This is a genomic window from Ruegeria arenilitoris (genome assembly GCF_013035315.1).
Lineage (GTDB): Bacteria > Pseudomonadota > Alphaproteobacteria > Rhodobacterales > Rhodobacteraceae > Ruegeria > Ruegeria arenilitoris_D.
The window spans coordinates 401,656-424,592 of record NZ_WQHP01000002.1 but is presented as its reverse complement, the minus strand read 5'-3'; the positions used below and the strand labels follow the sequence as shown (position 1 = coordinate 424,592).

At 57.4% G+C, this 22,937-nt stretch carries 21 protein-coding genes and 1 pseudogene; 8 read left to right on the top strand and 14 right to left on the bottom strand.

The genetic code is table 11. The features are described 5' to 3' along the window. Positions 1-8: 8 nt before the first annotated feature. Positions 9-815 (bottom strand): ferredoxin--NADP reductase, encoded by an 807-nt coding sequence (locus GOV53_RS06685; RefSeq protein WP_170464855.1) that lies wholly within the window; start codon positions 813-815, stop codon positions 9-11. Positions 816-824: 9 nt separating this feature from the next. After that, entirely contained in the window at positions 825-1,154 is a 330-nt protein-coding gene (fdxA, locus tag GOV53_RS06680) for a ferredoxin FdxA (protein ID WP_170464854.1), read from the bottom strand. Between the two features lie 158 nt (positions 1,155-1,312). On the opposite strand from fdxA, the gene GOV53_RS06675 reads away from it, so the two are divergent. Beyond that, on the top strand, positions 1,313-2,479 hold the full coding sequence (locus GOV53_RS06675) for an amidohydrolase family protein (RefSeq protein WP_170464853.1): 1,167 nt from the start codon (positions 1,313-1,315) through the stop codon (positions 2,477-2,479). Positions 2,480-2,548: 69 nt separating this feature from the next. Beyond that, positions 2,549-3,661, top strand: a complete 1,113-nt coding sequence (locus GOV53_RS06670; RefSeq protein ID WP_170464852.1) for a CaiB/BaiF CoA transferase family protein — start codon at positions 2,549-2,551, stop codon at positions 3,659-3,661. Here the strand turns inward: GOV53_RS06670 and GOV53_RS06665 are convergent. From GOV53_RS06665 to GOV53_RS06615, 11 genes are all read right to left on the bottom strand, one after another. After that, a complete protein-coding gene (locus tag GOV53_RS06665) occupies positions 3,656-4,081 on the bottom strand; it encodes a MarR family winged helix-turn-helix transcriptional regulator (RefSeq protein ID WP_170464851.1) in 426 nt (141 codons plus the stop codon). The genes GOV53_RS06670 and GOV53_RS06665 overlap by 6 nt on opposite strands. Positions 4,082-4,151: 70 nt before the next feature. Then, entirely contained in the window at positions 4,152-4,853 is a 702-nt protein-coding gene (locus GOV53_RS06660) for an ABC transporter ATP-binding protein (RefSeq protein ID WP_170464850.1), read from the bottom strand. Beyond that, entirely contained in the window at positions 4,846-5,619 is a 774-nt protein-coding gene (locus GOV53_RS06655) for an ABC transporter ATP-binding protein (protein ID WP_170464849.1), read from the bottom strand. Before GOV53_RS06655 ends, GOV53_RS06660 begins: the two co-directional genes overlap by 8 nt. Beyond that, entirely contained in the window at positions 5,616-7,499 is a 1,884-nt protein-coding gene (locus GOV53_RS06650) for an ABC transporter permease (protein ID WP_367648759.1), read from the bottom strand. The genes GOV53_RS06655 and GOV53_RS06650 overlap by 4 nt, the downstream gene beginning before the upstream one ends. A 21-nt stretch (positions 7,500-7,520) precedes the next feature. Beyond that, positions 7,521-8,735, bottom strand: coding sequence for an ABC transporter substrate-binding protein (locus GOV53_RS06645; protein ID WP_170464848.1), 1,215 nt, complete (start codon positions 8,733-8,735; stop codon positions 7,521-7,523). Between the two features lie 88 nt (positions 8,736-8,823). Next, positions 8,824-9,405 (bottom strand): amino acid synthesis family protein, encoded by a 582-nt coding sequence (locus tag GOV53_RS06640; RefSeq protein ID WP_170464847.1) that lies wholly within the window; start codon positions 9,403-9,405, stop codon positions 8,824-8,826. Next, positions 9,402-9,983: an amino acid synthesis family protein gene (locus GOV53_RS06635; protein WP_170423712.1), complete on the bottom strand. Its 582-nt coding sequence runs from the start codon at positions 9,981-9,983 to the stop codon at positions 9,402-9,404. The genes GOV53_RS06640 and GOV53_RS06635 overlap by 4 nt, the downstream gene beginning before the upstream one ends. Next, positions 9,976-10,839 carry a UPF0280 family protein gene (locus tag GOV53_RS06630; RefSeq protein WP_170464846.1) on the bottom strand — a complete coding sequence of 288 codons (864 nt, stop codon included), beginning with the start codon at positions 10,837-10,839 and terminating at the stop codon, positions 9,976-9,978. Before GOV53_RS06630 ends, GOV53_RS06635 begins: the two co-directional genes overlap by 8 nt. Positions 10,840-10,845: 6 nt before the next feature. After that, positions 10,846-12,339, bottom strand: a complete 1,494-nt coding sequence (locus GOV53_RS06625; protein ID WP_170464845.1) for a 6-hydroxynicotinate reductase — start codon at positions 12,337-12,339, stop codon at positions 10,846-10,848. Continuing rightward, positions 12,329-15,079 (bottom strand): molybdopterin-dependent oxidoreductase, encoded by a 2,751-nt coding sequence (locus GOV53_RS06620; protein ID WP_170464844.1) that lies wholly within the window; start codon positions 15,077-15,079, stop codon positions 12,329-12,331. The genes GOV53_RS06625 and GOV53_RS06620 overlap by 11 nt, the downstream gene beginning before the upstream one ends. Continuing rightward, the gene (locus GOV53_RS06615; protein ID WP_170464843.1) at positions 15,072-15,905 is read right to left on the bottom strand and encodes an FAD binding domain-containing protein; all 834 of its coding nucleotides are present in this window, start codon (positions 15,903-15,905) and stop codon (positions 15,072-15,074) included. Before GOV53_RS06615 ends, GOV53_RS06620 begins: the two co-directional genes overlap by 8 nt. A 380-nt stretch (positions 15,906-16,285) precedes the next feature. Between GOV53_RS06615 and GOV53_RS06610 the strand changes: the two genes are divergently transcribed. The 6 genes and pseudogenes from GOV53_RS06610 to GOV53_RS06590 all read left to right on the top strand — a co-directional run bounded on the left by GOV53_RS06610 (position 16,286) and on the right by GOV53_RS06590 (position 21,312). Next, positions 16,286-17,530, top strand: coding sequence for an ABC transporter substrate-binding protein (locus GOV53_RS06610; protein ID WP_170464842.1), 1,245 nt, complete (start codon positions 16,286-16,288; stop codon positions 17,528-17,530). Positions 17,531-17,608: 78 nt separating this feature from the next. Continuing rightward, positions 17,609-18,043: a branched-chain amino acid ABC transporter permease gene (locus GOV53_RS21275; RefSeq protein ID WP_254439200.1), complete on the top strand. Its 435-nt coding sequence runs from the start codon at positions 17,609-17,611 to the stop codon at positions 18,041-18,043. Next, entirely contained in the window at positions 17,959-18,567 is a 609-nt protein-coding gene (locus GOV53_RS21270; RefSeq protein WP_254439199.1) for a branched-chain amino acid ABC transporter permease, read from the top strand. Before GOV53_RS21275 ends, GOV53_RS21270 begins: the two co-directional genes overlap by 85 nt. Continuing rightward, positions 18,564-19,850: pseudogene (locus GOV53_RS06600) on the top strand (branched-chain amino acid ABC transporter permease). Before GOV53_RS21270 ends, GOV53_RS06600 begins: the two are co-directional and overlap by 4 nt. Further along, positions 19,847-20,611 (top strand): ABC transporter ATP-binding protein, encoded by a 765-nt coding sequence (locus tag GOV53_RS06595; protein ID WP_170464841.1) that lies wholly within the window; start codon positions 19,847-19,849, stop codon positions 20,609-20,611. Before GOV53_RS06600 ends, GOV53_RS06595 begins: the two are co-directional and overlap by 4 nt. Then, complete coding sequence (locus GOV53_RS06590) at positions 20,611-21,312, top strand: ABC transporter ATP-binding protein (RefSeq protein ID WP_170464840.1); 702 nt, start codon at positions 20,611-20,613, stop codon at positions 21,310-21,312. The genes GOV53_RS06595 and GOV53_RS06590 overlap by 1 nt, the downstream gene beginning before the upstream one ends. A gap of 54 nt (positions 21,313-21,366) precedes the next feature. On the opposite strand, the gene GOV53_RS06585 is transcribed toward GOV53_RS06590, so the two are convergent. Next, positions 21,367-22,806 carry a coniferyl aldehyde dehydrogenase gene (locus tag GOV53_RS06585; RefSeq protein ID WP_217361237.1) on the bottom strand — a complete coding sequence of 480 codons (1,440 nt, stop codon included), beginning with the start codon at positions 22,804-22,806 and terminating at the stop codon, positions 21,367-21,369. Between the last annotated feature and the right edge of the window lie 131 nt (positions 22,807-22,937).

Genomic DNA, 22,937 nt, shown 5'->3' with positions numbered 1-22,937 from the left:
CCGGTTGGTCAATCGACAAAGGCGCGTTCGACCACAAAAGTTGCAGGTTTGTTGTTCGCGCCTTCTTCCAGCCCGAACCCTTCCAGCGCGGCCTTGGTATCCTGCAGCATCGCCATCGAGCCGCAGATCATGCCCCGGTCGGTTTCCGGCGAAATCGGCGGCAGGCCCAGATCGTCGAACACTTTGCCGGATGCCATCAGATCGGTGATCCGGCCTTTGAACGGATAGCCCTCACGCGTGAGGGTGCAATAGTGCCGCAATTTCTGCGCCATCTCGCCAACCAGCGGATCGGATTTGAGCGCGGCGACAAGTTCTTTGCCATAGTCCAGCTCACCCTTTTCACGGCAGGTGTAAGTCAGGATCACTTCGTCGAATTTCTCATAGGTTTCGGGGTCGCGGATCAGCGACGCAAAGGGGGCAATCCCGGTCCCTGTCGAGAACATCCACAGCCGCTTGCCCGGCAACAGCGCGTCATTGACCAGCGTCCCTGTTGGTTTTTTGCGCATCAAAACCGTGTCACCTTCGCGAATTTTCTGCAGGTGTTCGGTCAACGGACCACCGGGGACTTTGATCGAGTAAAACTCGATCTCTTCATCCCAACTCGGCGAGGCGATGGAATAGGCGCGGAACACTGGTTTTTCTGCATTCGGCAGGCCAATCATCACAAACTCACCGGATCGAAACCGGAAGGACGACGGGCGGGTGATGCGGAATTTGAACAACCGGTCGGTGTAGTGCTTCACCTCGGTCACGGTTTCGGCGAACACGCCCGCCGGAATGGGGAATTCGGTCTTGGTCGTGGAATCCAGCGACATCTTGATCTCCTATTCTGCCGGGGCTTCGGACAGAAGCTCGAGTTTGCCGTCCTTGCCGTTCCAGTCGTTTGCGTCGGGCATTGGGTCTTTCTTTTCGGTGATGACAGGCCAGGCCTCTGCGTACTTGCCGTTTAGTTCGACCCACTTCTCCATCCCGTCCTCGGTGTCGGGACGGATTGCGTCAGCGGGGCATTCCGGTTCGCACACACCACAGTCGATGCATTCATCGGGATGGATGACCAGTGTGTTTTCCCCTTCGTAGAAGCAGTCCACGGGGCAAACTTCCACACAATCGGTGAATTTGCAGTTGATGCAGTTTTCGGTGACGACATAGGTCATAGATCAGCCTAATTGTTAGTATACAAATGAGTAATATCGAATTGCCGCGCCTGTCAACTTGTTTCTATACGAATGAAATTTCCCAATTGGCGGGACTTGACCAAATACCATAACAAGTTAGTGTGCTAACAATATCCGTACTGCGTCGGGAGAGCGAAATGGCAGAAAAACTGGTCATCAAAAACATCGGGCTCATGCTGTCAGGAAAGATGGAGGAGCCGATTCTGGAGGCCGATTGCCTGATCGCAATAGACGGGAAAATCGCTGAATGGGGATATGAAAAGGATCTGGATTGCGGAGGCGCCGATACGGTAGTGGACGCCAATGGCGTCACTCTGGCACCGGGCTTGATCGACAGCCATATCCACCCGGTCGTCGGGGATTACACACCTCGTCAGCAACAGCTTCATTGGATCGATTCCACTTTGCACGGTGGTGTAACAACGCTGATTTCAGCGGGTGAGGTGCATATGCCTGGCCGTCCCAAGGATGTGGTGGGGCTGAAGGCGATGGCGATCGCGGCGCAACGTTGGTACGAGAACTTCCGCCCTTCGGGCGTCAAGGTGCATGCCGGTGCACCGGTCATCGAACACGGCATGGTCGAGGAAGATTTCAAAGAGATGGCCGATGCCGGTGTCAAACTGCTGGGTGAGGTGGGTCTGGGCACCGTCAAAGACGGCAAGACTGCCAAGCAGATGGTCGACTGGGCGCGAAAATACGGCATTCAGTCCACGATCCATACCGGAGGACCCTCGATCCCGGGCTCGGGTCTGATCGACGCAGATATGGTTTTAGAAACCGGGACGGACGTGATTGGGCATATCAATGGCGGCCATTCGGCACTCCCTGACGATCAGATCATGTGCCTGTGCGAAAGCTGCACCGCGGGCCTTGAGATCGTCCATAACGGCAACGAACGCGCCGCACTTTTGACGTTGAACACGGCGCGCGAGCTAAAGCAGATGGACCGCATCATTCTGGGTACTGACGGCCCGGCCGGTTCAGGCGTGCAGCCTTTGGGTATTATGCGGATGGTGGCGATGCTGTCGGCATTGGGTAATGTCCCTGCCGAAATCGCGTTCTGCTTTGCCAACGGCAACACTTCGCGCCAACGCGAGCTGGATACAGGTCTGATCGAAAAAGGGTATTGCGCTGATTTCGTCCTGATGGATCAGGCGCAGCATGCGCCGGGTAAGAACATTCTGGAATCAGTGCAACTGGGCAATCTTCCGGGCGTCGGGATGACGATCATCGACGGGGTTGTTCGGTCCGAACGTAGCCGCAATACGCCCCCTGCGACCCGATTGCCAAACGTCGTCCGCTGATATTATTACGTTCCGAACTGTCCCCTCCGCAGGCCGGTCCTGCGGGGAGAATTTTGAGAGGTTCAGCCCATGAGCGCACCTTTGCAAGGTTTGAAAGTGATCGAACTGGCCCGCATTCTGGCCGGGCCATGGATCGGGCAGACATTGGCCGACCTTGGCGCAAATGTGCTTAAGGTCGAAAGCCCCGAAGGCGATGACACTCGCAAATGGGGTCCTCCGTTCATTGAGCGTGACGGAGACAAAACCGCCGCTTACTTCCATGCCGCTAACCGGGGCAAGGACAGCATAGCTCTGGACTTCCGGGAGGAGGGCGACCGAGCCAAGCTGTTGGACCTGATACGTGATGCAGATGTGCTGATTGAGAACTTCAAAGTCGGCGGGTTGAAAAAGTTTGGTTTGGACTATGACAGCGTCAAAGAGATCAATCCCGGGTTGGTTTATGCCTCGGTCACGGGCTTTGGGCAGGATGGTCCCTACGCGCATCGCGCAGGATATGACTTTCTGATTCAGGGCATGAGCGGGATAATGGACCTGACCGGGGACCCGCAGGGTGAGCCGCAAAAGATCGGTGTCGCCTTTGCAGACATTTTCACCGGCCTCTACGGGGTAATCGGCATTCAGGCAGCATTGGCTGAGCGTGAACGTTCGGGCCTGGGCCAACACGTTGATCTGAGCTTGCTGGACTGTATGACCGGCGTTCTGGCCAATCAGGCGATGAACTACCTTGCCTCAGGCCAATGCCCGACGCGTCTGGGCAATGCACATCCTAATATAGTGCCATATCAGGTGTTCCCAGTCGCCGACGGTCATATCATCATCGCCTGTGGCAACGACCGCCAATATGCCAGCCTATGCCGGATTCTGGGTTTGACCGAGTTGATTGACGAATCGCGCTACAGCTCAAATGCGGATCGCGTAGCCAATCGCGCTGAATTGACAGAGGCGCTGATACAGGCCTGTAAGAAATGGTCCAAAGCGGATCTGTTGGCAGCCTTGGAACAGAACGGCGTTCCCGGTGGTCCCATCAACTCGGTTCAAGAGGCGCTTAGCGATCCGCAGATTCAGCATCGGGGCATGCAGATCGCCCCTGAAGGCGTACCGGGTCTGCGCACACCGATACGGTTTTCGAGGTCCGCGTTGAGCTTGGATAAAGCATCGGCCAAACGGCCGGTTCGCTCATGAGATTTTGCGCAGGATGCGGATCAGATTGCGTTGTTCCGCAGCTGTCAGGGGTTTGAGCGTTTCGTTAGTGATCTTCTGGCCCACGTCCTTCATTTGGCTCACCAAAGCTTCGCCTTCGGGGGACAGAGAGATCAGTGTGCGACGCTTATCATCCGGGTCCGGTTCTACCACGGTCAGCCCTTTTTGACGAAGCCGATCAACAACCCCTTTGATTGTCGCCACATCCATCGCGGCCAGCCGTCCCAGCCGGTTTTGCGAGCATTTGCCCAGTTCGGCGATGCGGATCAACGCGGCGAATTGTGTGGGTGTCAGTCCCTCAAGCGTATGCGATTGGAAGATCGACGCATGGCGCTGGTTTGCCAGTCGCAAAAGATAGCCGACCTGCTCGTCCAGCGCGTAGCTCTCAATGGACTCCGTCATGAATCGTCCTGCCTGATTTAATTGTTCGTATTATAATAAACAAAGGCGCGCCTCCCACAAGACCAACCCGTCAAACCGCTAGATAAGTGTTTGAAATCTCGGGGTTGTCATCAAGGTCCGCAAAACTGCCTTCGAACCGCATCTCACCTTTTTCGATGATATAGGCACGATCCGACACGATCCGCGCAAAGTGAAGATTCTGTTCGCTGATCAAAACCGACAGCCCTTCGCGTTTTAGTTCGGCTATGACACGGGCCATTTGCTCGACAATCACGGGCGCGATCCCTTCTGAAGGTTCATCCAGCAGGACCAGCTTTGGATTGCCCATCAGTGTCCGCGCGATGGTCAGCATCTGCTGTTCCCCGCCGGACAGTTGCTTGCCCAGGTTCTTGCGTCGCTCGGCCAAGTTGGGGAACAGTTCGAACAGATGCTCTTGTGTCCATTCAGGGGCATCGGGGCGCGGTGCACGCCGCCCGACTTCAAGGTTTTCCTCGATGGTCAGGTCGCCGAAAATCCGGCGGTCTTCCGGGACGTAACCCATGCCAGCGCGGCATATCACATGGGGCGCATTGCCCTGAATATCACGATCAGCATAGCGGATGGTGCCGTCGATATGGCGCACCAACCCCATGATGGACTTCATGGTGGTCGATTTCCCAGCACCGTTTCGACCCATCAGGGCAACCACCTCGTTTTCACCCACACTCAGCGAGATGCCGTTGAGGATTTGCGCGCGCCCATACCAGGCCCCAAGATTTTGAACATTAAGCATGGGCGCTCTCCGCTTCAAAGACTGTGCCACCGCCCAGATAGACCTCCTGGACCAGTGGGTTTGTGCGGATTTCCGACCCTGTTCCTTCGGCGATCAACTCACCCCGGTTGAGGACCAGAATGCGGTGTGCATGTGCGAATACCACGTCCATATCGTGTTCGGTGAACACGACGCTGACCCCGCCTTTGGCCACGATTTCTGCTGTAAGGGCCATCAGGGCAAGCCGTTCTGACGGGGCCATTCCAGCGGTCGGTTCGTCCATCAAAAGCAGGGCGGGTTCGTGGGCTAGCGCGATTGCAAGCTCCAATCGTTTGAGGTCCCCGTAGGCAAGCTCGGAACATGCCCGGTTCGCCTGGTCCTGCATCGATACCAATTCCAGCAACGCCATCGCCTCGTCCACGTACAAACGGGTTGCTCGCGAGAACAGGTCAAACACCCGCCGGTGGTGCGAGATCAGGGCCATCTGGACGTTTTCGACAACGGTCATCGAGAGGAATGTCGCAGTAATCTGGAACGTGCGACCTACCCCCATGCGCCAGATCTTGCGGGGGGGCTGCCCGATCAAAGCTTGCCCACGCAGCGAAACCGAGCCTGAATTGGGTTTCAGATACCCGTTCAGCATGTTGAAACACGTTGTCTTGCCCGCGCCGTTGGGCCCGATGAGTGCCAGAAACTCTCCTTCCTTGAGATCGAAGTTTACATCTTTGACCGCTTGTACACCGCCAAAGGATTTGGACAGGTTCCGCACCTCAAGAACATTGGTCATGCCCGGCTTCCTTTCAGCACACGCAACAGACGCTGCACGCCGCCCGCGATTCCATCAGGTGCCAGCAGCACGACGACCAGAATGATGGCTCCGAAGATAAAGCGCCAATAGTCCAGCCGCGTGACCCAGTCTTCGATCAAAACAAATGCCCCGGCGCCCAGTATTGGCCCGGCCAGCGCGTGGATCCCGCCCAGCAGAACCATGATCAGGCCATCAATGCTGAGCGCGATGCTGAGGCTGTCGGGAAAGACGCTGCCTTTGGAAAAGGCGAAAACGACGCCTGCCAGTCCGGCAAACCCACCCGCCAGCACAAAGCCCATCCATTGATGAAACCGCGTGTCGATGCCGATGGCCTCGGCCCGGGTTTGGCTGTCGCGGACGCCGCGCAGAATATACCCGAACGGAGAGAACGCGACCCGGCGCAAAGCCCAGATGCCACCGATGCAAAGCACGAAGGCGATGTAGAAATAGACCTTGTCCGCGCTGGCCCATTTGGCTGGCCAGACGCCAAGGATGCCGTCATCACCGCCGGTGAATTCCTGCCACTGGAAGGTGACGCCCCACAGGATTTGGGCCGCCGCAAGTGTCAGCATGGCCAGATAAACACCTGACAATCGCACGCAGAACCAGCCGAAGAATAGCGCGGCAAGGGCAGCGCAGATCGGGCCAAAAATCATCGCTGAAATCATTCCTAGCCCAAGAAGTTTGACCGCCATCGCAGCGCCATAGGCCCCGACGCCGAAATAGGCGGCATGGCCAAAGCTGACCATCCCGCCGACCCCCATCATAAAGTGCAGGGACACCGCAAACAGGGTCGCAACCATCACATCGACCATCAGTACCGAGGTGAAGTCGGCGGTGAACAGAGGGCTGAGCGCCAGAACCAGAAGCGCTGCCATCAGAACCATGGCAGATTTCTGATCCATGAGCGCCAGTGGTTGCTCGGGCTCTTCCGGCGCGCCTTTTTCGCTGCCGGGTTTGCCAAACAGGCCGTGCGGGCGGAAGATCAGGACAATGGCCATGATGATGAAGGGCAGAACGATCGAGATCTGAGGGAAGATCAAGATGGCGAAGGCGTTCAGGACTGAGATTAAGACGGCGGCAACAAACGCGCCGGATACACTGCCCATGCCGCCGATCACGACGACCACGAAAGCCTCGCCAATGATCGACAAGTCCATCTGCAACGATACCGCCTCACGCGGGATTTGCAGCGCGCCGCCCAGACCGGCCAGGAAGGAGCCCAGCACAAAAGCCGCTGAGAACAGCCAGGCCTGATTGACGCCAAGGGCTCCGACCATTTCGCGGTCCTGGGTCGCGGCGCGGACCAGAACGCCCCAGCGTGTTTTGTGAAACAGCAACCAGATGGCCAACAAAACGACCGGGCCAATGGCGATCAGGGCGAGGTCATACTCCGGGATCGGTTCGCCCATGATGCGAACAGCGCTATCCAGCCCCGGTGCACGTGGTCCCAGAAGGTCTTCGGCCCCCCAGATGGCCAGCGTCGCATCCTGAAAGATCAGAACGACGCCAAACGTGGCGACCAGTTGGAACAGTTCGGGTGCGTGATAAATACGGCGCAGGATGGTCAGTTCGATCGCAAGACCGATCAGCCCGACGATGGCGGCGGCCAGAATGACGCTGAACCAGAATCCGAAGATACTGCCGCTCCAAAGCGTGACAAGCGTATAGGCGAGGTACGCACCCACCATATAGAACGAACCGTGGGCAAAATTCACGATCCGCGTAACGCCGAAGATGATCGAAAGCCCAGAGGCAATCAGAAAAAGCGAAGACGCATTCGCCAGTCCGGTCAGAAGCTGTGCAAAATAGAACCCCATCGGGCCACCGTCCCTTGTTCGTTTTAGGCGGCGGGGCATGAACTGCCCCGCCGGATCGGCTTATTCCGCCGGACGCAAGGCTGCAGCCTCGTCTTCGCTGGGCAGATAGTCCGCACCATCGGCATAGGCCCAGTCCACCATCACGGGCTTGCCCTCGACCATGCCGGTTTTGCCGACATAAGCGCCCATCGTGGACTGATGATCCGCCGCGCGGAAGGTGAACGGCCCGGTTGGGCTGCTGTCGATAGCCAATCCTTCCATGGCCGCCAGCAGAGCATCCGTGTCTGTGGAGCCTGCCTTTTCCAAGGCAGCGGCAATGGCGAGGATCGAGTTATAGCCCACAATGGAACCAGTCTTGGGCGCTTCGCCGAATTTTTCGATATAGGCGTCGGCAAAGGCCTTGTGCTCATCCGTTTCGATATCTGTCGATGGATAGCCGGTCACGATCCAGCCCTCGGGTGCTTCAGCACCCAGCGGGTCCAGATACTCGGGCTCTCCTGTCAGCAGAGACACCACATCGCGGTCTTCAAACAGGAAGCGTAGCGAGCCCTCGCGGACGAATTTCGCCAGATCACCGCCGAACGTCACGTTATAGATCGCGTCGGGCTTCGCAGCCTCAAGCGCGCGAACGGTTGAACCTGCGTCGATTTTGAAAACCGGCGGCCATTGCTCTTCAACGAACTCCACATCCGGGCGCAGTTTGGTCAGCTCGGATTTGAACGCCTTCACAGCGTCCTGACCATACGCGTAGTTCGGGGCGACTGTGGCCCATTTGACCGCGTCCAGTTTGGCCGCTTGTTCAGCGAGCATCGCGGCTTGCATATGGGTCGAGGGGCGCAGGCGATAGGTGTACTTGTTGCCCTTGGACCAGACGATAGCGTCGGACAGGGGTTCCGACGCGAGGAACAGAACCTCTTTCTGCTTGGCGAAGTCCGAAACCGCCAAGCCGATATTGGACAGGAAAGTGCCAAAGATCAGAACGGCACCGTCTTTTGACACCAGCTCTTCGGCGATCCGAATGGCTGTAGCAGGATCGCCGGTATCGTCGCGGCTGATCACCTCAAGCTGTTTGCCATCGATCCCACCAGCCGCATTGATCTGTTCAACGGCCAGTTGCCAGCCTTTCTTGTAAGGCTCTGTGAAGGCGGGCAGGCGGGTGTAGCTGTTTACTTCGCCCAGCACGATTGTGTCTTGGGCAAAGCTGGCCCCTGCCGAAATTCCGGCCAGAGGCAACGCTGCAAGCGCACCGAGAACCGTGCGTCTGATCAGATTCATTTCAAATTCCTCCCGATGATCATTTTTCACGGCCAGTTATCCCGGCTTCTTAAAGTATTGTCAGCCCAAAAGAGCGCACCTTTCTCATTCAGCGCAGCCCGTCCTTGCCTTCTGCCTCATTGGTGGTCAAACCGCCGACACGCGGCAAGGGTCTGCCGCTGTCCGTGACCGCAACAGCAACCATGATTTCGTTCGCGCGGGGGGCGTCGTTCAACTGCACTTCAATCCCATCAAAATGGCTGCGCACATATGCGGCATCCTTGTGGCCGAGTGGCACGTCCAGAACCTGACCGGGGCTTCCCATTTTCTTTGACGACGGCACCAGGGCAGATCCCTTCTCGACCTCTTTGCGCAAGGGGGCACCAAGTTTGGGGTGCAGGATGGCGGCGGCATGCTCCAGCTCGCCATTTTCGCCGACCATTGCGGACTTGCCGTAACTTTCGGCCTGTTCAGGCGTAATCCCCAAAGCCTCGACACAGCGGCGTCCCAGCAAGGCCCCCAGTTCAGCGCCGGTGTCCATCAACGGCGTCAGGTCTTCGACATATTGCCCGGCAAATGGGTTCTCGATCACCGCAACGGCGACGGCCTTGCGGGTCGCGGGCGAGATTTCCCGGCCCGCTTCGATATGTGTTTCTTCGACATTGACGGCAATTTTGCGGATTTTTGTCATCGTAGACCGTCCTCTCCTTTGATGTCCCAGGCCTCAAGCCCGCCAGACCGGGAATGCACCCGCGGTCCGCTTGTCATGACCAATGCAAATGCCAACTCGCCCGCGCGCGGAGCGTCATTGCAACCAACTTCCATACTGTCGAAATGGCTGCGCACGTACGAAGCATTGATATGCGTGATCGGTACGTCCAGCCGCGCTCCTACGCCGCCGACCTTCTTGGACGACGGCACAATCGCGTTGGCCGTGCCCAGCAACTGCCGCATCGCGTAACCGCCGGGCGCGTGCCACAGGGCACCATGCTCAAGCTCGCCGCCTTCGCCGACCAAAGAGCCCTTACCATAGCCTTCGACGTTCTCAGGCCCGCCCAGCATGTCGATCAGGGTCTGCGCAAGTTCCAGCCCCAGCGGTTTGAGGTCGTCCATAAAGCCCTGAATTTCAGGTTCGTACCGGCCAGCAAACGGGTTTGCGATCACTGCAAGCGCTGCGACACGCTGTAGGGGCTTATCAGAGACCGGCCCGCCCTCGTGATAAATTTCTTCTAGCGAAAACAGCTTTTTTCGCAGTTGAACATCAGGCATATTCAGAAACCTTTTGAGTAGAAGAGGTCACCAGCCGGGCGGCACCCGTCTGGCAGGATTGAGAACCAAGCGACAGATGGGCGGCGGTGATTAGCCCTCTCGCTTGCATCTGTTTGGCGGTATTCAGGCCCCGTGACAGGGCCAGATTGGTATCCTCGACCGAGAGTGGGCCGATTGAAACGGGTACAAGCAACGCGCCCAGATCACTGTCATCGCGCAGGTCGTGGGCAGGTCGGCGTCGGATTGCGGTATGGCCCGGCAGATCAACCGCGTTTGCAATCAGCGTTGCGGCAACATCGGCCATCGCTGCTGTTTTTGCCAATACAGTGACGCTGTCGGCGATACCAAGGCTCAGGCTGCGCCCGCCTCGACCCGAAGTTGCGATGCCGCCGATCCCGTCCGCGGCGGAAATGACGATGCGGCCAAGATCACGCCCGTCGAGACCACTCATAGCAATGCGGAAGGTCTGACCCGGCCCCAGGTGCAAGGCAATATCGCCCCCGTTGTTGACCGAAGCGCGGTCCAGCGGCGTGGCCTGTACCATTGCCGCCAGAACTTCGTCAGCAACTGCCCCTGCAACTGCGGCCATACGGGTTACGAATACGTCCGAATGCAGGCGGACGGCCCCATCCATGCGCAGCGCCACCGACCCCTGCGGGTGCGGGCTGTCTGGCGTCATGGGTGTTTTTAGCAGTGGGAGCTCGTCGACCAAACCCTGCAGGATGGTCTGGAACCGGGCCAGTGCGGCCTCAAAAGCGATCTCTCTCGCGCCTTCCGCCTCGACGATCAGGTCGATGGGGCCGTGTTGCAGGTGCAGCCTGCGACCACAAGGCGATATGGCGGAAGTGGGATGCAAGGGACGTTACGCTCCTTTTGCCCAGCGGTAATTGGCGGATGCCATGGGGTTTGGCTGGTTCTCGAACTGATCCACTTTGCGCGTCTCGTCAGAGACGACGTCAGAGACCGGCTTGATCTCATCCATATGCCCACCCAAGGTGTCATAATCGCTGACGCGCATTGTGAACTCGATGGGGGCGACCAGCGCCGGGGTGGGCACGTATCCGAAAGAGCCCGTCGGCATGTCCATAACGTCCACCATCACGGTAATGCCGCCTCCGGGCCAGACATAGGCCTCGGCTCCACCGCAAGACACGAAAGTCAGCGAGTCCTTGACAGATTTCGTCAGCCGAACCGGGTTTTCGGTCACACCCGCCCGCAGGCTGCCGCCGGCACCGCCCATGAACAGGACCGAACAGACGGAAGGTTCGCAGTTTTCTGCAATCAGTTCGGCCGACACCTTGAGCGCTGCAGGTATCGCGGCCGGTTGCGGTTTTAAGTCAGCGTCCAGTTCGAAATAGCCATACTGCTCGCCCGTGGTCGAAACCATGAGCAAACTCAGGCCTTCGCGCGCGAATCTCGGGTTGAAATCGCCCAGAATTTTGAGGGGGTCTTCGATGTTCGTACCGCCCCAACCGGTGCCGGGTTCGGCCACCTGAAAGTAACGTCCGGGCGTGGATCGCCGCCCGTTGATCTTGATCCCTGTAGGTTCGACATCCAGCATCTTGCCCGCCTGGTGTTCGGACAGAACGCCGGTGATGTGGTCGTCTACAACGACTACGTCGTCCACATGGTCGACCCATTGCTTGGCAAACATACCGATCGTGGCCGACCCACAGCCCACCCGCATCAGCTTTTCCTCGACCCCGTTGATAATCGGTGCTTTGCCCGCTTGTACGATGACGGTCGTCTCGTGCCCGTCATCGCCGATCACCATCTCGACGGCCTCGCGATTGCACAGGCGCAAGAGGGCGTCACAAGTCACGCGGCCCTCTTTCTTGGTGCCGCCGGTCAGGTGTTCGACACCACCCAGCGACAACATTTTCGAGCCGTATTCGGATGTCATCACATGCCCGACCGGCTCACCATCCACGCGGACCACATCGCGTTCGTGGCCGATATGGCGGTCTGTGTCGATCTTCACCTTGACGCCGCAATACGAGAATATCCCCTCGGTCACGACGGTGACCATGTCCACGCCTTCGATGTCCTGACTGACAATGAACGGCGCGGGTTTGTAGTCTGGATAGGTCGTCCCCGCGCCGACCGCGGTGACGAATGGGCGTGCGCCCTGCACGATGTCACCGTCCCAGTCTTCGGGATCTTTGCCATCTTTCATAAACGGAACAAGCTGCCCGTCTTGTGCGTTTTCGATAATGGTCAGCGGGTCCAGCCGTACCAGATCACCCCCGTGATTGGCATAGCGGTCACAGGCCCCGGCTTTGCCATCCGCGATGTAGCACATCACCGGGCAGGCGTCGCAGCGGATCTTCTCCGATGTTGTGCGTTCAGTTGGCATCTGTTTGTTCCTTGATTGCCGCGCGCAGCTTGGCAGGCGTCGCGGGACCTTGGGTCAACCGGACGCCGCAGGCGCGTTTGATTGCGTTAAAAAGAGCCGGAGCGGTTGGGATCAGCACATGTTCTCCCAGACCTTTCGCGCCATAAGGGCCGTGGGCATCCGCTTCCTCGATGATGATGGTTTCGATCGGAGGGATGTCGCCAATGGTTGGGATCAGGTAATCATGCAGGTTTTCGGTGCGGCCGGGCAGGTACTCCTCCATCAACGCCATACCGAGGCCTTGCGCGATGCCACCCTGTACCTGACCCTCGACAAGCATCGGGTTAATCGCCTTGCCGACGTCATGGGCGGCCACGAATTTGATCGGTTTCACCGTGCCGAGCTTTGTATCCACCTCGACCACCGCCAGATGCGCGGCATATCCGAACTGCGAGTATGGGATACCCTGGCCGTTTTCATCCAGCGGTTTTGTCGGCGGGTCATAGGTTTCCTCGGCGCGCAGGACATAGCCTTCGACGTCGGGTTCCAGCGCGGCCAGATCGATAACATGAGGCTGACCCTGATCGTTCACCTCCAATGCACCGGCTTTCAGCGATATCACCGCCTCTGGTCCGGCATTCACGCGGGCCAGAATCTGCGCCCGCAGCGCCTCTCCCGACAGACGCGCTGCACTGCCCGACACATAGGTTTGCCGCGAGGCCGAGGTTTTTCCTGCGTCTGGCGTTACATCCGTATCGGCCCCGATCCGTTCGACCTGACCAACCGGAATGCCAAGCGCGGTGGCGAAAATTTGCGTGATGACCGTATTGGCACCTTGGCCAATATCCATCGCGCCCTGGTGCAGCACCAATGTCCCGTCTGCCTTGATGCCAGACTTAATGGTCGATGGATTGGGCAGAGAAGTGTTGCCGCACCCATACCAACCTGCCGCCAACCCGACGCCGCGTTTCAATGCATCGCTGTGAGCGTTGAAGGCGTTGGCTGCTTCGTTTTCCTCGACCCATGCAGTGCGAAGCGCCTCGAGACAGGCACGAATGCCGACGCCTTGGTCAAAGACCTGACCGCAAACCGTAGGTACGCCGTTTTCCAAGGCGTTTCGGATGCGGAAATCCAGCGGGTCGATATCCAGTTGGTCGGCCAGTTCGTCGAATAGGCTTTCCTGAGCGATGGCTGATTGCGGGACACCAAAACCGCGGAATGCGCCGGACGGTGGGCAATGCGTATGGATGCCTTTGGCCTCAGCGCGATAATCGGCAATTCTGTACGGCCCCGAGGCATGAACCGGCACTCGATTGGCCACTGTCGGACCCCAACTCGCGTATGCGCCCGTGTTGAACAGCCCGTCAAAGGTCATTCCGCTGATCGTGCCGTCTTTGTTTGCCCCTATCTTAACCCGCAGGTCCGAGGGGTGGCGTTTGGTGGTCGATTGCATCGACTCTGTTCGTGAATAGGTCAGTCGAACAGGCTTGCCTGTCTTGAGCGTGGCCAACGCCAGAAAAGGCTGAACGGACACATCCAGTTTCGACCCAAAGCCGCCGCCGACACCGGTTGGCACAATGCGGATTTGGTCGCGCGACATTCCAAGTATGATCTCAAGCGCGTCCAGATCCATCACGGGGGCCTGCGTGCAGGCATGAACTTCGACCCGGCCATCGACGATCTCAGCAAAGCCCGCTTCGGGCTCGATATAGCCGTGTTCGACAAACCCTGAGCGGAAGTGGCCTTCAACAACGACATCCGCGCTGGACAACGCGCTTTCTGGAGCGCCACAGGTCACAAAGCCGCCGCACATTACGTTGTTTTCGCGGTCAGGGTGCAGTTGCGCCGCTTGGGGCTTCAGGGCTTCATGAGTTTCCAGTGCAGCAGGGCGTTCGTCCCAAGTGACCGGGAAGTTCGACGGATCAAAGGTCGCAACAAATTCTGGCGAGGCTACGATTGCGGCAACTGCCTCACCCCGGAACCGGGTCTCGACTTCTGCAAACACCGGTTGATCCGCGAAGTCCGGAATGACGCCAAAAATGTTCCTGCCGGGAATATCCTTTGCAGTCAGGACGGCCTCGATACCTGCTGTGCTCTGCGCCCACGCGTCCAGATCGCCAAAGGTGAAACCGGCGCGATGATAGGGTGATCGAATGACAAAAACTTCCAAAGTACCCGAAGGGGCCACGTCGTCGCCAAACTGTTCCGCCCCAGTCACCTTGTCGATCCCGTCGACGCGCCAGATGGCCTCGCCGGCGTGGCCAGTTGTTGCAACGGGTTGAGTGGCCGCTCCAGCAGCAACGACAGCGTCGATGATCTTGCGATACCCGGTGCAGCGACACAAAACTCCGCCAAGGGCGTCCTGAACCTGCTCTGTGTCAGGCTGAGGCGTTTCACGCAGTAGCGCGACCGCAGCGGTCATCATGCCGGGTGTGCAGATCCCACATTGCGCCGCGCCGTGGTTCTGAAAGCTGTCGGCCAGATTTTGGGCGATTTGATCGTCACGTGTTAGCCCGGCAACCGTTTCCACGGACCGTCCCGCAGCCTGTTGCGCAGGCACAAGGCACGCACAGACCGGAGCGCCATCAAGCAAAACAGTACAGGCACCGCAATCGCCCGCATTACAGCCGATCTTGACGTCGCGGGTGTCCAGCCTTTCGCGCAGCATCTCGGATAGGCGTTCGCCAGTGCGTGGAACAGCGCTGACTGGATGCCCGTTCAACGTGAACTGTGTCGTGATTTCGTCCGCGCGCTTATCCATGACGTTGGCCCGCCTCTTTGATTGCCCGCAGGCATTGTTCTGCAACGGCCTCAAGCCGGAAATCCGCGTCGCCGCGTACATCATCAATCGGGCTGAGCGGTGCCAAATGACGGGGCAAGACTTCAACGGTTTTCGGGTTTTGCCCGATCAGGTCTTTTTCCAGAGCTTCCAAGCGTTGCGCTACGGCCGAGGCTGCTCCCGCCGCAATCCGCGCGCAGGAGATGCGGCCCCGAGCATCGAGATCGATGATGGCCGCTGTCATTGTTATGGAAATGGCCAGATGCCGGCGCGCGCCCAGCTTTTCGAAATGCCCGATGGCCCCGTCCGGTGGTGCAGGCAGGTAGATTGCGGTTACGATCTCGTCGCTTGCGACCAGTGTCTGCCGCACGCCTGTGATAAAGTCCGACAGTGGAACCTCACGGAAACCGCGCGCAGACCCGAGTTCGACTGAGGCTTCGAGCGTCAGAAGGGGGGGCACGCCGTCAGCGGCCGGTGACGCGTTGCAAAGGTTGCCTGCAATCGTGCCGCTGTTCTGAATTTGCAGGCTGCCCACTTCGAGGGCGGCCATTTGCAGGCCTCGAAAGGCACAGGGCAAATCCGCCCGTGCGATATCGGTCCAGCTAGTCGCTGCCCCGATCTTCCAGCGGTTTTCAGTGAATCCGATTCCCGAAAGTCCGACGATACGGGTGATGTCCAGAATGTCTATGCATAGCTCATGACTTTGTCTGGATGGGAAAAAATCTGTGCCGCCAGCGACAATCGCCAGATCATGGGTGGTCAGCAATTTAAATGCATCGTCGAGCGTGCTGGGCGTTAGATACCGCAAAGTGTCTATTCCTACGGAGAAATTTCTCGTTAGTACACTAATGGTATTACGCGACCAAAAAAAATGTCAACGATTTGTTTTAGCGCACTTCGATGTGGGTCTGGCGGAGTAGAGGGTTCGGACGTCTGGTGCCTGAGCTTCGGGTTTTCCTTTTATTTTTCTAAATAAATTTTGGTTTTTGGTCCGATGGCTGAGTCATTTGGGAAAATTTTCATCGCATTGCCGGGATTGTTTTCACAGTCGCGCAGAAGTTTTCTGAATTTGAAGTAATTCGTTGACACACTAACAAACGCCTATGAGTATAGTGAGCGATCACTCACCTTGATGTAGATCGATTGGCAGGCTGAAACCCACCGCCTGGTGTCAATAGGGAGGAAGATATGAAAAAACTGAACTTTATGATGACGACCACGCTTGCTGCTGGCTTGATCGCAGGGGCGGCAGCGGCACAAGAAAAGGTGCGAATCGTATTTATTGACCCGCTCTCAGGTCCGTTCGCGACGACCGGCACGCAGGGGTTGGCCATTTATCGCCACACGGTCAACGAACTGGTGAACGAGCCCGGCGCGCTGCTGGAGGGACAGGCAGAGTTTGAAATGGTGCCCTTCGACAACAAGATCAGTGCCAAAGAGTCGTTGATCCAGCTGCAGGTCGCCATGGATCAGGGTATCCGCATCATCGCACAGGGTGCGTCATCCGGCGTGGCCAGCGCATTGACCGAGGCCATTGCCAAGCACAACCGGCGTAACCCGGATGACCCGGTCATCTTCCTCAACCACTCGGCCGTTGATCCGGCTTTGACGAATGACAAATGCCAGTTCTGGCACTTCCGGTTTGACGCCAACTCGGACACTAAGATGGACGCGCTGACTGACGATATCGCTGCCAATCCTGACATCAAAAAGGTCTACGTAATCGGGCAGGATTATTCCTTTGCTAAAGCCGTCGCAGCCGCTGCTGAACGTTTCCTGAAAGAAAAACGCCCTGATATCAAAATCGTCGGCAACGAGTTGCACCCGATCGGAAAGGTCAAAGACTTCACGCCTTATGCTCGTAAGATCGTTGGCTCGGGCGCTGATGCTGTGATCACCGGCAACTGGGGCGGCGACATGGTTGGTCTGGGTAAGGCTGTTATGGGGGCCGGCTTCGATAAGCCGATCTACACTTATTGTGGCGCAACCTCGGGTATCACGGCGGCCTTCGGTGAAGAAGGCGACGGCATCGTCAAGTTGGTTGGTGCAGGGCAAGTGAACCCGGCGCCGTCGCCGGACGCGCAGGTGTTTATCGAGTCTTTCTACGAAAACTTCCCGGATCTGGACCTCGGGCAACCTCAGATGGCAAATGTCGCGCCGATGCTGGCTGCGGCAATCAACGAAGTTGGCAATGCCACGGACATCAAGGCGATTGCATACGCGCTTGAAGGGATGGAGCACGACGGCATTCTCACCGGTAAAACGTTCATGCGTGAAAGCGACCACCAAGCGATCCAAACGGTGACCGTTCAGGGCCAGACGCCGGACGTCGCGTTCCAGTATGACAAATCGGGTCGCGGTATGAATGCCGAAACGATCGTTGAGATGGCGTCCAAGGACTCGGCCACATCATGCGAAATGAAGCGCCCCTAACCCTTTGACAAAACTTGCGGGCCTTCTGGCAACAGATGGCCCGCAAGGCCACCACTCTATCAATGCAGGGAGACAACAATGGCGCTGTTCCTCGTGAACGTGATGGATGGGTTCGTCACCGGATTGCTGCTTTTCATGCTGTGCAGCGGTCTGACACTGATCTTTTCCATGATGGGCGTTCTGAATTTTGCCCATGCCAGTTTTTATATGCTGGGCGCTTACTTCGCCTATCAGATCAGTCTGGTCACAGGATTCTGGGCGGGCCTGATCATTGCGCCGCTGATCGTTGGGTTTATCGGAGCCTTGATCGAACGATACGGGCTGAGGCGGGTCCATAAATACGGCCACGTTCCCGAACTGATTTTCACCTTTGGCCTGGCGCTGTTGATTGAAGAGACAATTCAGTTTTTTTTGGGGGCAAAAGCCAATTGCCGTTCTCAGAACCCGCAGCGCTTGATTTCGCGGCGTTTTCGATCGCTGGCAACGCCTTCCCGGCCTACAAGGTTTTCATGATCGCCGTAGCCATGGGGATTTTCCTGACGCTGCTGTACATCCTTACCAAGACCCGCATCGGCATGACCATCCAAGCGGCGCTCAGTTATCCTGAGACCGTTCAGAACCTTGGTCACAATGTCCCGCTGGTCTTTATGTGTGTCTTTGGTGTCGGCACTGCGATGGCTGGTCTGGCCGGTGTGATCGCGGGTCCGGTCCTTGGGGTTTTCCCTGGTATGGCCGTGCAATTGGGTTCAATCGTGTTCGTGACCATTGTGATCGGCGGGCTTGGGTCGCTTTGGGGCGCGCTTGTCGCCTCGTTGATCATTGGTTGGATGCAGACCTTCGCAACCGCTTATGACGTGACGGCCGAGCAGGTGCTGACCGCCATCGGCTTTACCAAACCCGAGCTCATCTGGGATCACCCGCTGCAGGATCTTTGGACGCTGACACTGCCGCAATTGGGCCCGATCCTGCCATATCTGTTGATGATCATCGTGCTTGTCCTGCGCCCGCAGGGTCTTATGGGGAACCGTGAATCATGAGTATTGCAAGCAAGACACCTTTGACCGCGGGCACAACCCGGCTGGTGTCGCTGTCCAACACGATGCCCTGGGCGTTTGCCGTTCTGTTTCTGCTCTGCCTGCCGTTTGTTTTCCAAACCAGTTCGGCGCTAACGATCATGAACCAGATGGCGATCACCATCGTTTTTGCGCTTAGCTACAATATGCTTCTGGGTCAGGGCGGGATGCTGTCATTCGGCCACGCGTTCTACATGGGGCTAGGCGGGTTCTTCGCCATGCACGTCATGAATATGGTCGAGGACGGCTTGTGGCTGCCCCTGCCGCTGCTGCCGATCGTCGGCGGACTGTTTGGCTTGGTGTTTGCTTTCATCATCGGCAGTTTCTCGACCCGCCGGGCGGGGACCGTATTCGCAATGATCTCACTGGGAGTCGGTGAGTTGATCGCAGCCTGTTCCGTTATCATTGTCGTGTTCTTTGGCGGCGAAGAGGGGATCTCGGGCGACCGTACAATGGGGCCGCCGGTTTTCGGCTATGAATTCTTGTCGCAACAAGAAGTCTATTACCTGACTGTCTTTTGGCTGCTGCTGGTCACTCTGCTGATGTAACTGTTTTCGCGTACGCCGATTGGTCGGATTGCCAACGCGGTCCGTGACAACGAAGAGCGGGCGGAGTTTCTGGGCTATTCCCAGCGTAATGTGCGTTGGATTTCCTTCTGTGCCTCGGGCTTTTTTGCAGGTGTCGCCGGATCGTTATTCGCGATCAACTTTGAAATCCTGACCGAAGAAAACCTGAATCTCGCGACATCGGGGTCGATCCTGCTGGTCACTTTCATCGGAGGGGCTGGTTTCTTTGTGGGGCCAATCATCGGAGCCATTGTGTTCACCCTGTTGCAAACGGTTCTGGGTCTGCATACCGAACTTTGGGCGCTCTATCTGGGCATCCTTTTCGTGGGCTGCGTGATGTTCTTTCCGTCGGGCTTTGCCGGATTGATCGCCATGCATCGCCGGCCGCTTGCGTTGGGCAAACTGAACCTTCTGGTCAAACCGTATCTCAAGGTCGCGATCCCGGCGGTCACAAGCACTCTGTCGTTGGCCGCCATCCTGGAAATCCTGTTCCACAAACGTCATGGCTACGGAGGTGATCATGAGATGGTGTTGTATGGTATCTCGTTTGACAGCAGCGGCTACCATGCGCTTGTCATGGCAGCAGTGATCGCAGCTGTCTCACTCTTCCTTGTATCCCGCGTGCCGCCGGAAATCCGCGCGGCTTGGGACAATGCGAACCACGCGGAGGCCCGGGTATGAGCGTTCCCGCCATCGAGCTTAAAAACCTTGAGAAGAGCTTTGGCCTGGCCAAGATCATCCAGGGAGTGAACCTGCAGATTGCTAAGGGTGAACGCCACGCAGTCATCGGGCCGAACGGGGCTGGGAAATCGACCTTGTTCAACCTGATCACCGGACGTTTCGCGCCGACCTCGGGTGGCGTGTTCCTGTATGGTGAAGACGTCACTGGTATGAAGCCGTTCGAGATCAATCGACGCGGTCTGAGCCGGTCGTTCCAGATCACTAACATCTTTCCCAACATGACCGTGTTCGAGAACATTCGCTGTGGTTTGTTATGGACAATGGGTTATCGATACTCGTTCTGGCACATGATTGGGCGGCAGCAGGACGTAACTGAAAAAGCCGAAGAAATCCTGGCGCAGATCAACCTGACGCAACGCCGCAATGAACTGGCGGGTACGTTGGCCTATGCCGAGCAGCGCGCGCTTGAGATCGGGATCACGATCGCAGGTGGAGCAGATATCATTTTACTGGACGAACCCTGCGCCGGGATGAGTCATTCGGAAACCGATCTGATCGTCGATCTGATCCGTAAGGTGACCGAGGATAAGACGCTGTTGATCGTCGAACACGACATGGGTGTGATTTTTGACCTCGCCGACAAGATCTCGGTCCTTATTTTCGGCGAAGTGATCGAATCCAGTACGCCGGACGTTGTGCGGGCATCAGCAATAGTGAAAGAAGCCTATTTGGGCGCAAGTTTGGAAGAGGAGGCGGTGTGATGCTTCAGGTCACCGACTTGCACGCTTACTATGGCAAAAGCCACATCCTTCAGGGCGTAAACCTCGAGGTAGGCGAAGGTGAGATTGTCTCGCTGCTGGGTCGCAACGGTGTGGGTCGATCCACCACCTGCAAGGCTATCATGGGTGAGGTCGCGCCGCATGGCTCGATCCAGTTCCGGGGCAAGGAAATTGCTGGCCGCAAGAGCTTTGAGATTGCCAAATCCGGGATCGGCTATGTGCCTGAAAACCGGGACATCTTTCCGGGTCTTACGACGCGGCAGAACCTGATGCTGGGTCTGAAACCCGGTCAAAAGGACGGCGACGGGCGTTGGTGTATGGAGGATATGTTCGAGATGTTCCCCAACCTACGCAATCGCGCAGACGTGGATGCCTCGGTCACGTCAGGTGGCGAAAAGCAGATGCTGACGATCTGTCGGGCGCTGATGGGCGATCCGGATTTCATCATGATCGACGAACCAACCGAGGGTCTGGCCCCCAAGATCGTCGAACAGGTCGGCGATTTGTTGCTGCAGATCGCCGAGCGTGGCGTATCCATCCTGTTGGTCGAGCAAAAGCTTACAATTACCCTTCGGGTGACGAACCGGGTTTATGTCATGGGTCACGGCCACATGGTGTACGAGGGCACGCCTCAAGAGCTTAAGGAAAACGCAGCCATACGTCAGGAATGGCTTGAGGTCTGAGCTGCCGCACTACCCAAAAAAAGGGAGCTCAAAAGAGCTCCCTTTTTTACTGTTTTACTTCTTCAGGAACGGGCCCATCGTTTTGAAGAACTTGTCGCTATAAGGCGGCCGCACGGCTTTGAAGAACCCGTCCATGTTGATCTGCTTGTAGACCGCCTTCGCATGGCTGAAGCGCTTGAAACCGTGCTCGCCGTGGTACGACCCCATTCCACTGGCGCCGACACCGCCGAAAGGCAGGGACATCTGGGTCATGTGCATGATCATATCATTCACCGTGGCCCCGCCCGAGATGGTGTTATCCATGACTTTTTCCTGCTCGGCCTTGTCCTTGGCGAACACATAGGCCGCCAGTGGGCGTTGGCGGGCATTGGCGTAGGCAATCGCATCGTCCAAAGAGTCATAGGGTAGGATTGCCAGGATCGGTCCGAAGATTTCGTTCTGCATCAGCTCAAGATCCGGATCCGCATCGATCACCAGGGTCGGTGGCAGAATTTTCTCGTTCGAGGTCGAAAAGTCTTCGTTCGCGGGATTGACCTCAACAATACGCGCGCCGGCGGATCGCGCCTGTTCTACCAAACCCTTGAGGCGATCGAACTGATGGTCGGTCACAATATGAGTAACGTCCGGATTGCCTGAAAGCGTCGGAAAGTACTCCGCGATCTTGTTGGCCAATGCGGTGGAAAAATCTTCCATTTTGGCACGCGGGACGAACACATAATCTGGCGCAAGGCAAACCTGACCGGCGTTAAAAATCTTGCCTGCCGCGATCCGGGTAACGGCCAGATCCATGTCGGCGCTTGGAGCGACAATGGCCGGGTTCTTCCCCCCCAGTTCCAGTGTCGTCGGAACCATATTGTCAGCAGTAGCGTGTAGAATGTGAGGGGCGATGCTGGTGGCACCGGTGAACAGAAGGTGGTCGAACGGCAAGCTGGTGAAGGCTTGCCCGACCTCGACCCCGCCAGTCGAGACGGTTACCTCATGTGGCGCGAATTTGGCTTCGAGCAGCGTTTTCATCAGCTCGGAGGTGCGTGGCGTGAACTCTGACGGTTTCATCATTACCGAGTTGCCGGCGGCTATGGCTTCGGCCATTGGACCGACGGACAGGATGATGGGAAAGTTCCACGGGCTGACGATCCCGATCACGCCCAGTGGTTGATACTGGATACGAGCGCGGGCACCAAACAGTCCCAGCGGAAACTCGGGCTTTGCCTTTTCGGGCCGCATCCAGCGATCGAGGTTTTTGCGCGCGTACTTGATCTCTTTCAGAGTGCCGACAATGTCCGCTGCGAGGGTCTCGTGGCGCGAACGGTTGCCGAAATCCGCCGAGATTGCGTCGACGATGGCATCCTGATTGTCCACCATAAGATCGATCAGACGAGTCAGGCGATCCTTTCGCTCGGCCGCGCTTGGCGCGCCATGCGTTGCTTGATGGGCCTTTTGCATTGCCAGAAGGTCCGAAAGGGTCTCGAATGACTGAGAATTTTGCTGGTTCACTTTGTGTCTCCTGCGGTCAAAAAACGCCTTCCTGTTGGTAGGTTTGTTTTCTTTGTTCTCGTGGCTTCAAGAGCGAAGGCTTTTTGTTCCTGTGTTCGCTGGCGGTGAAGTCTGCATTGACAATCGCTCTG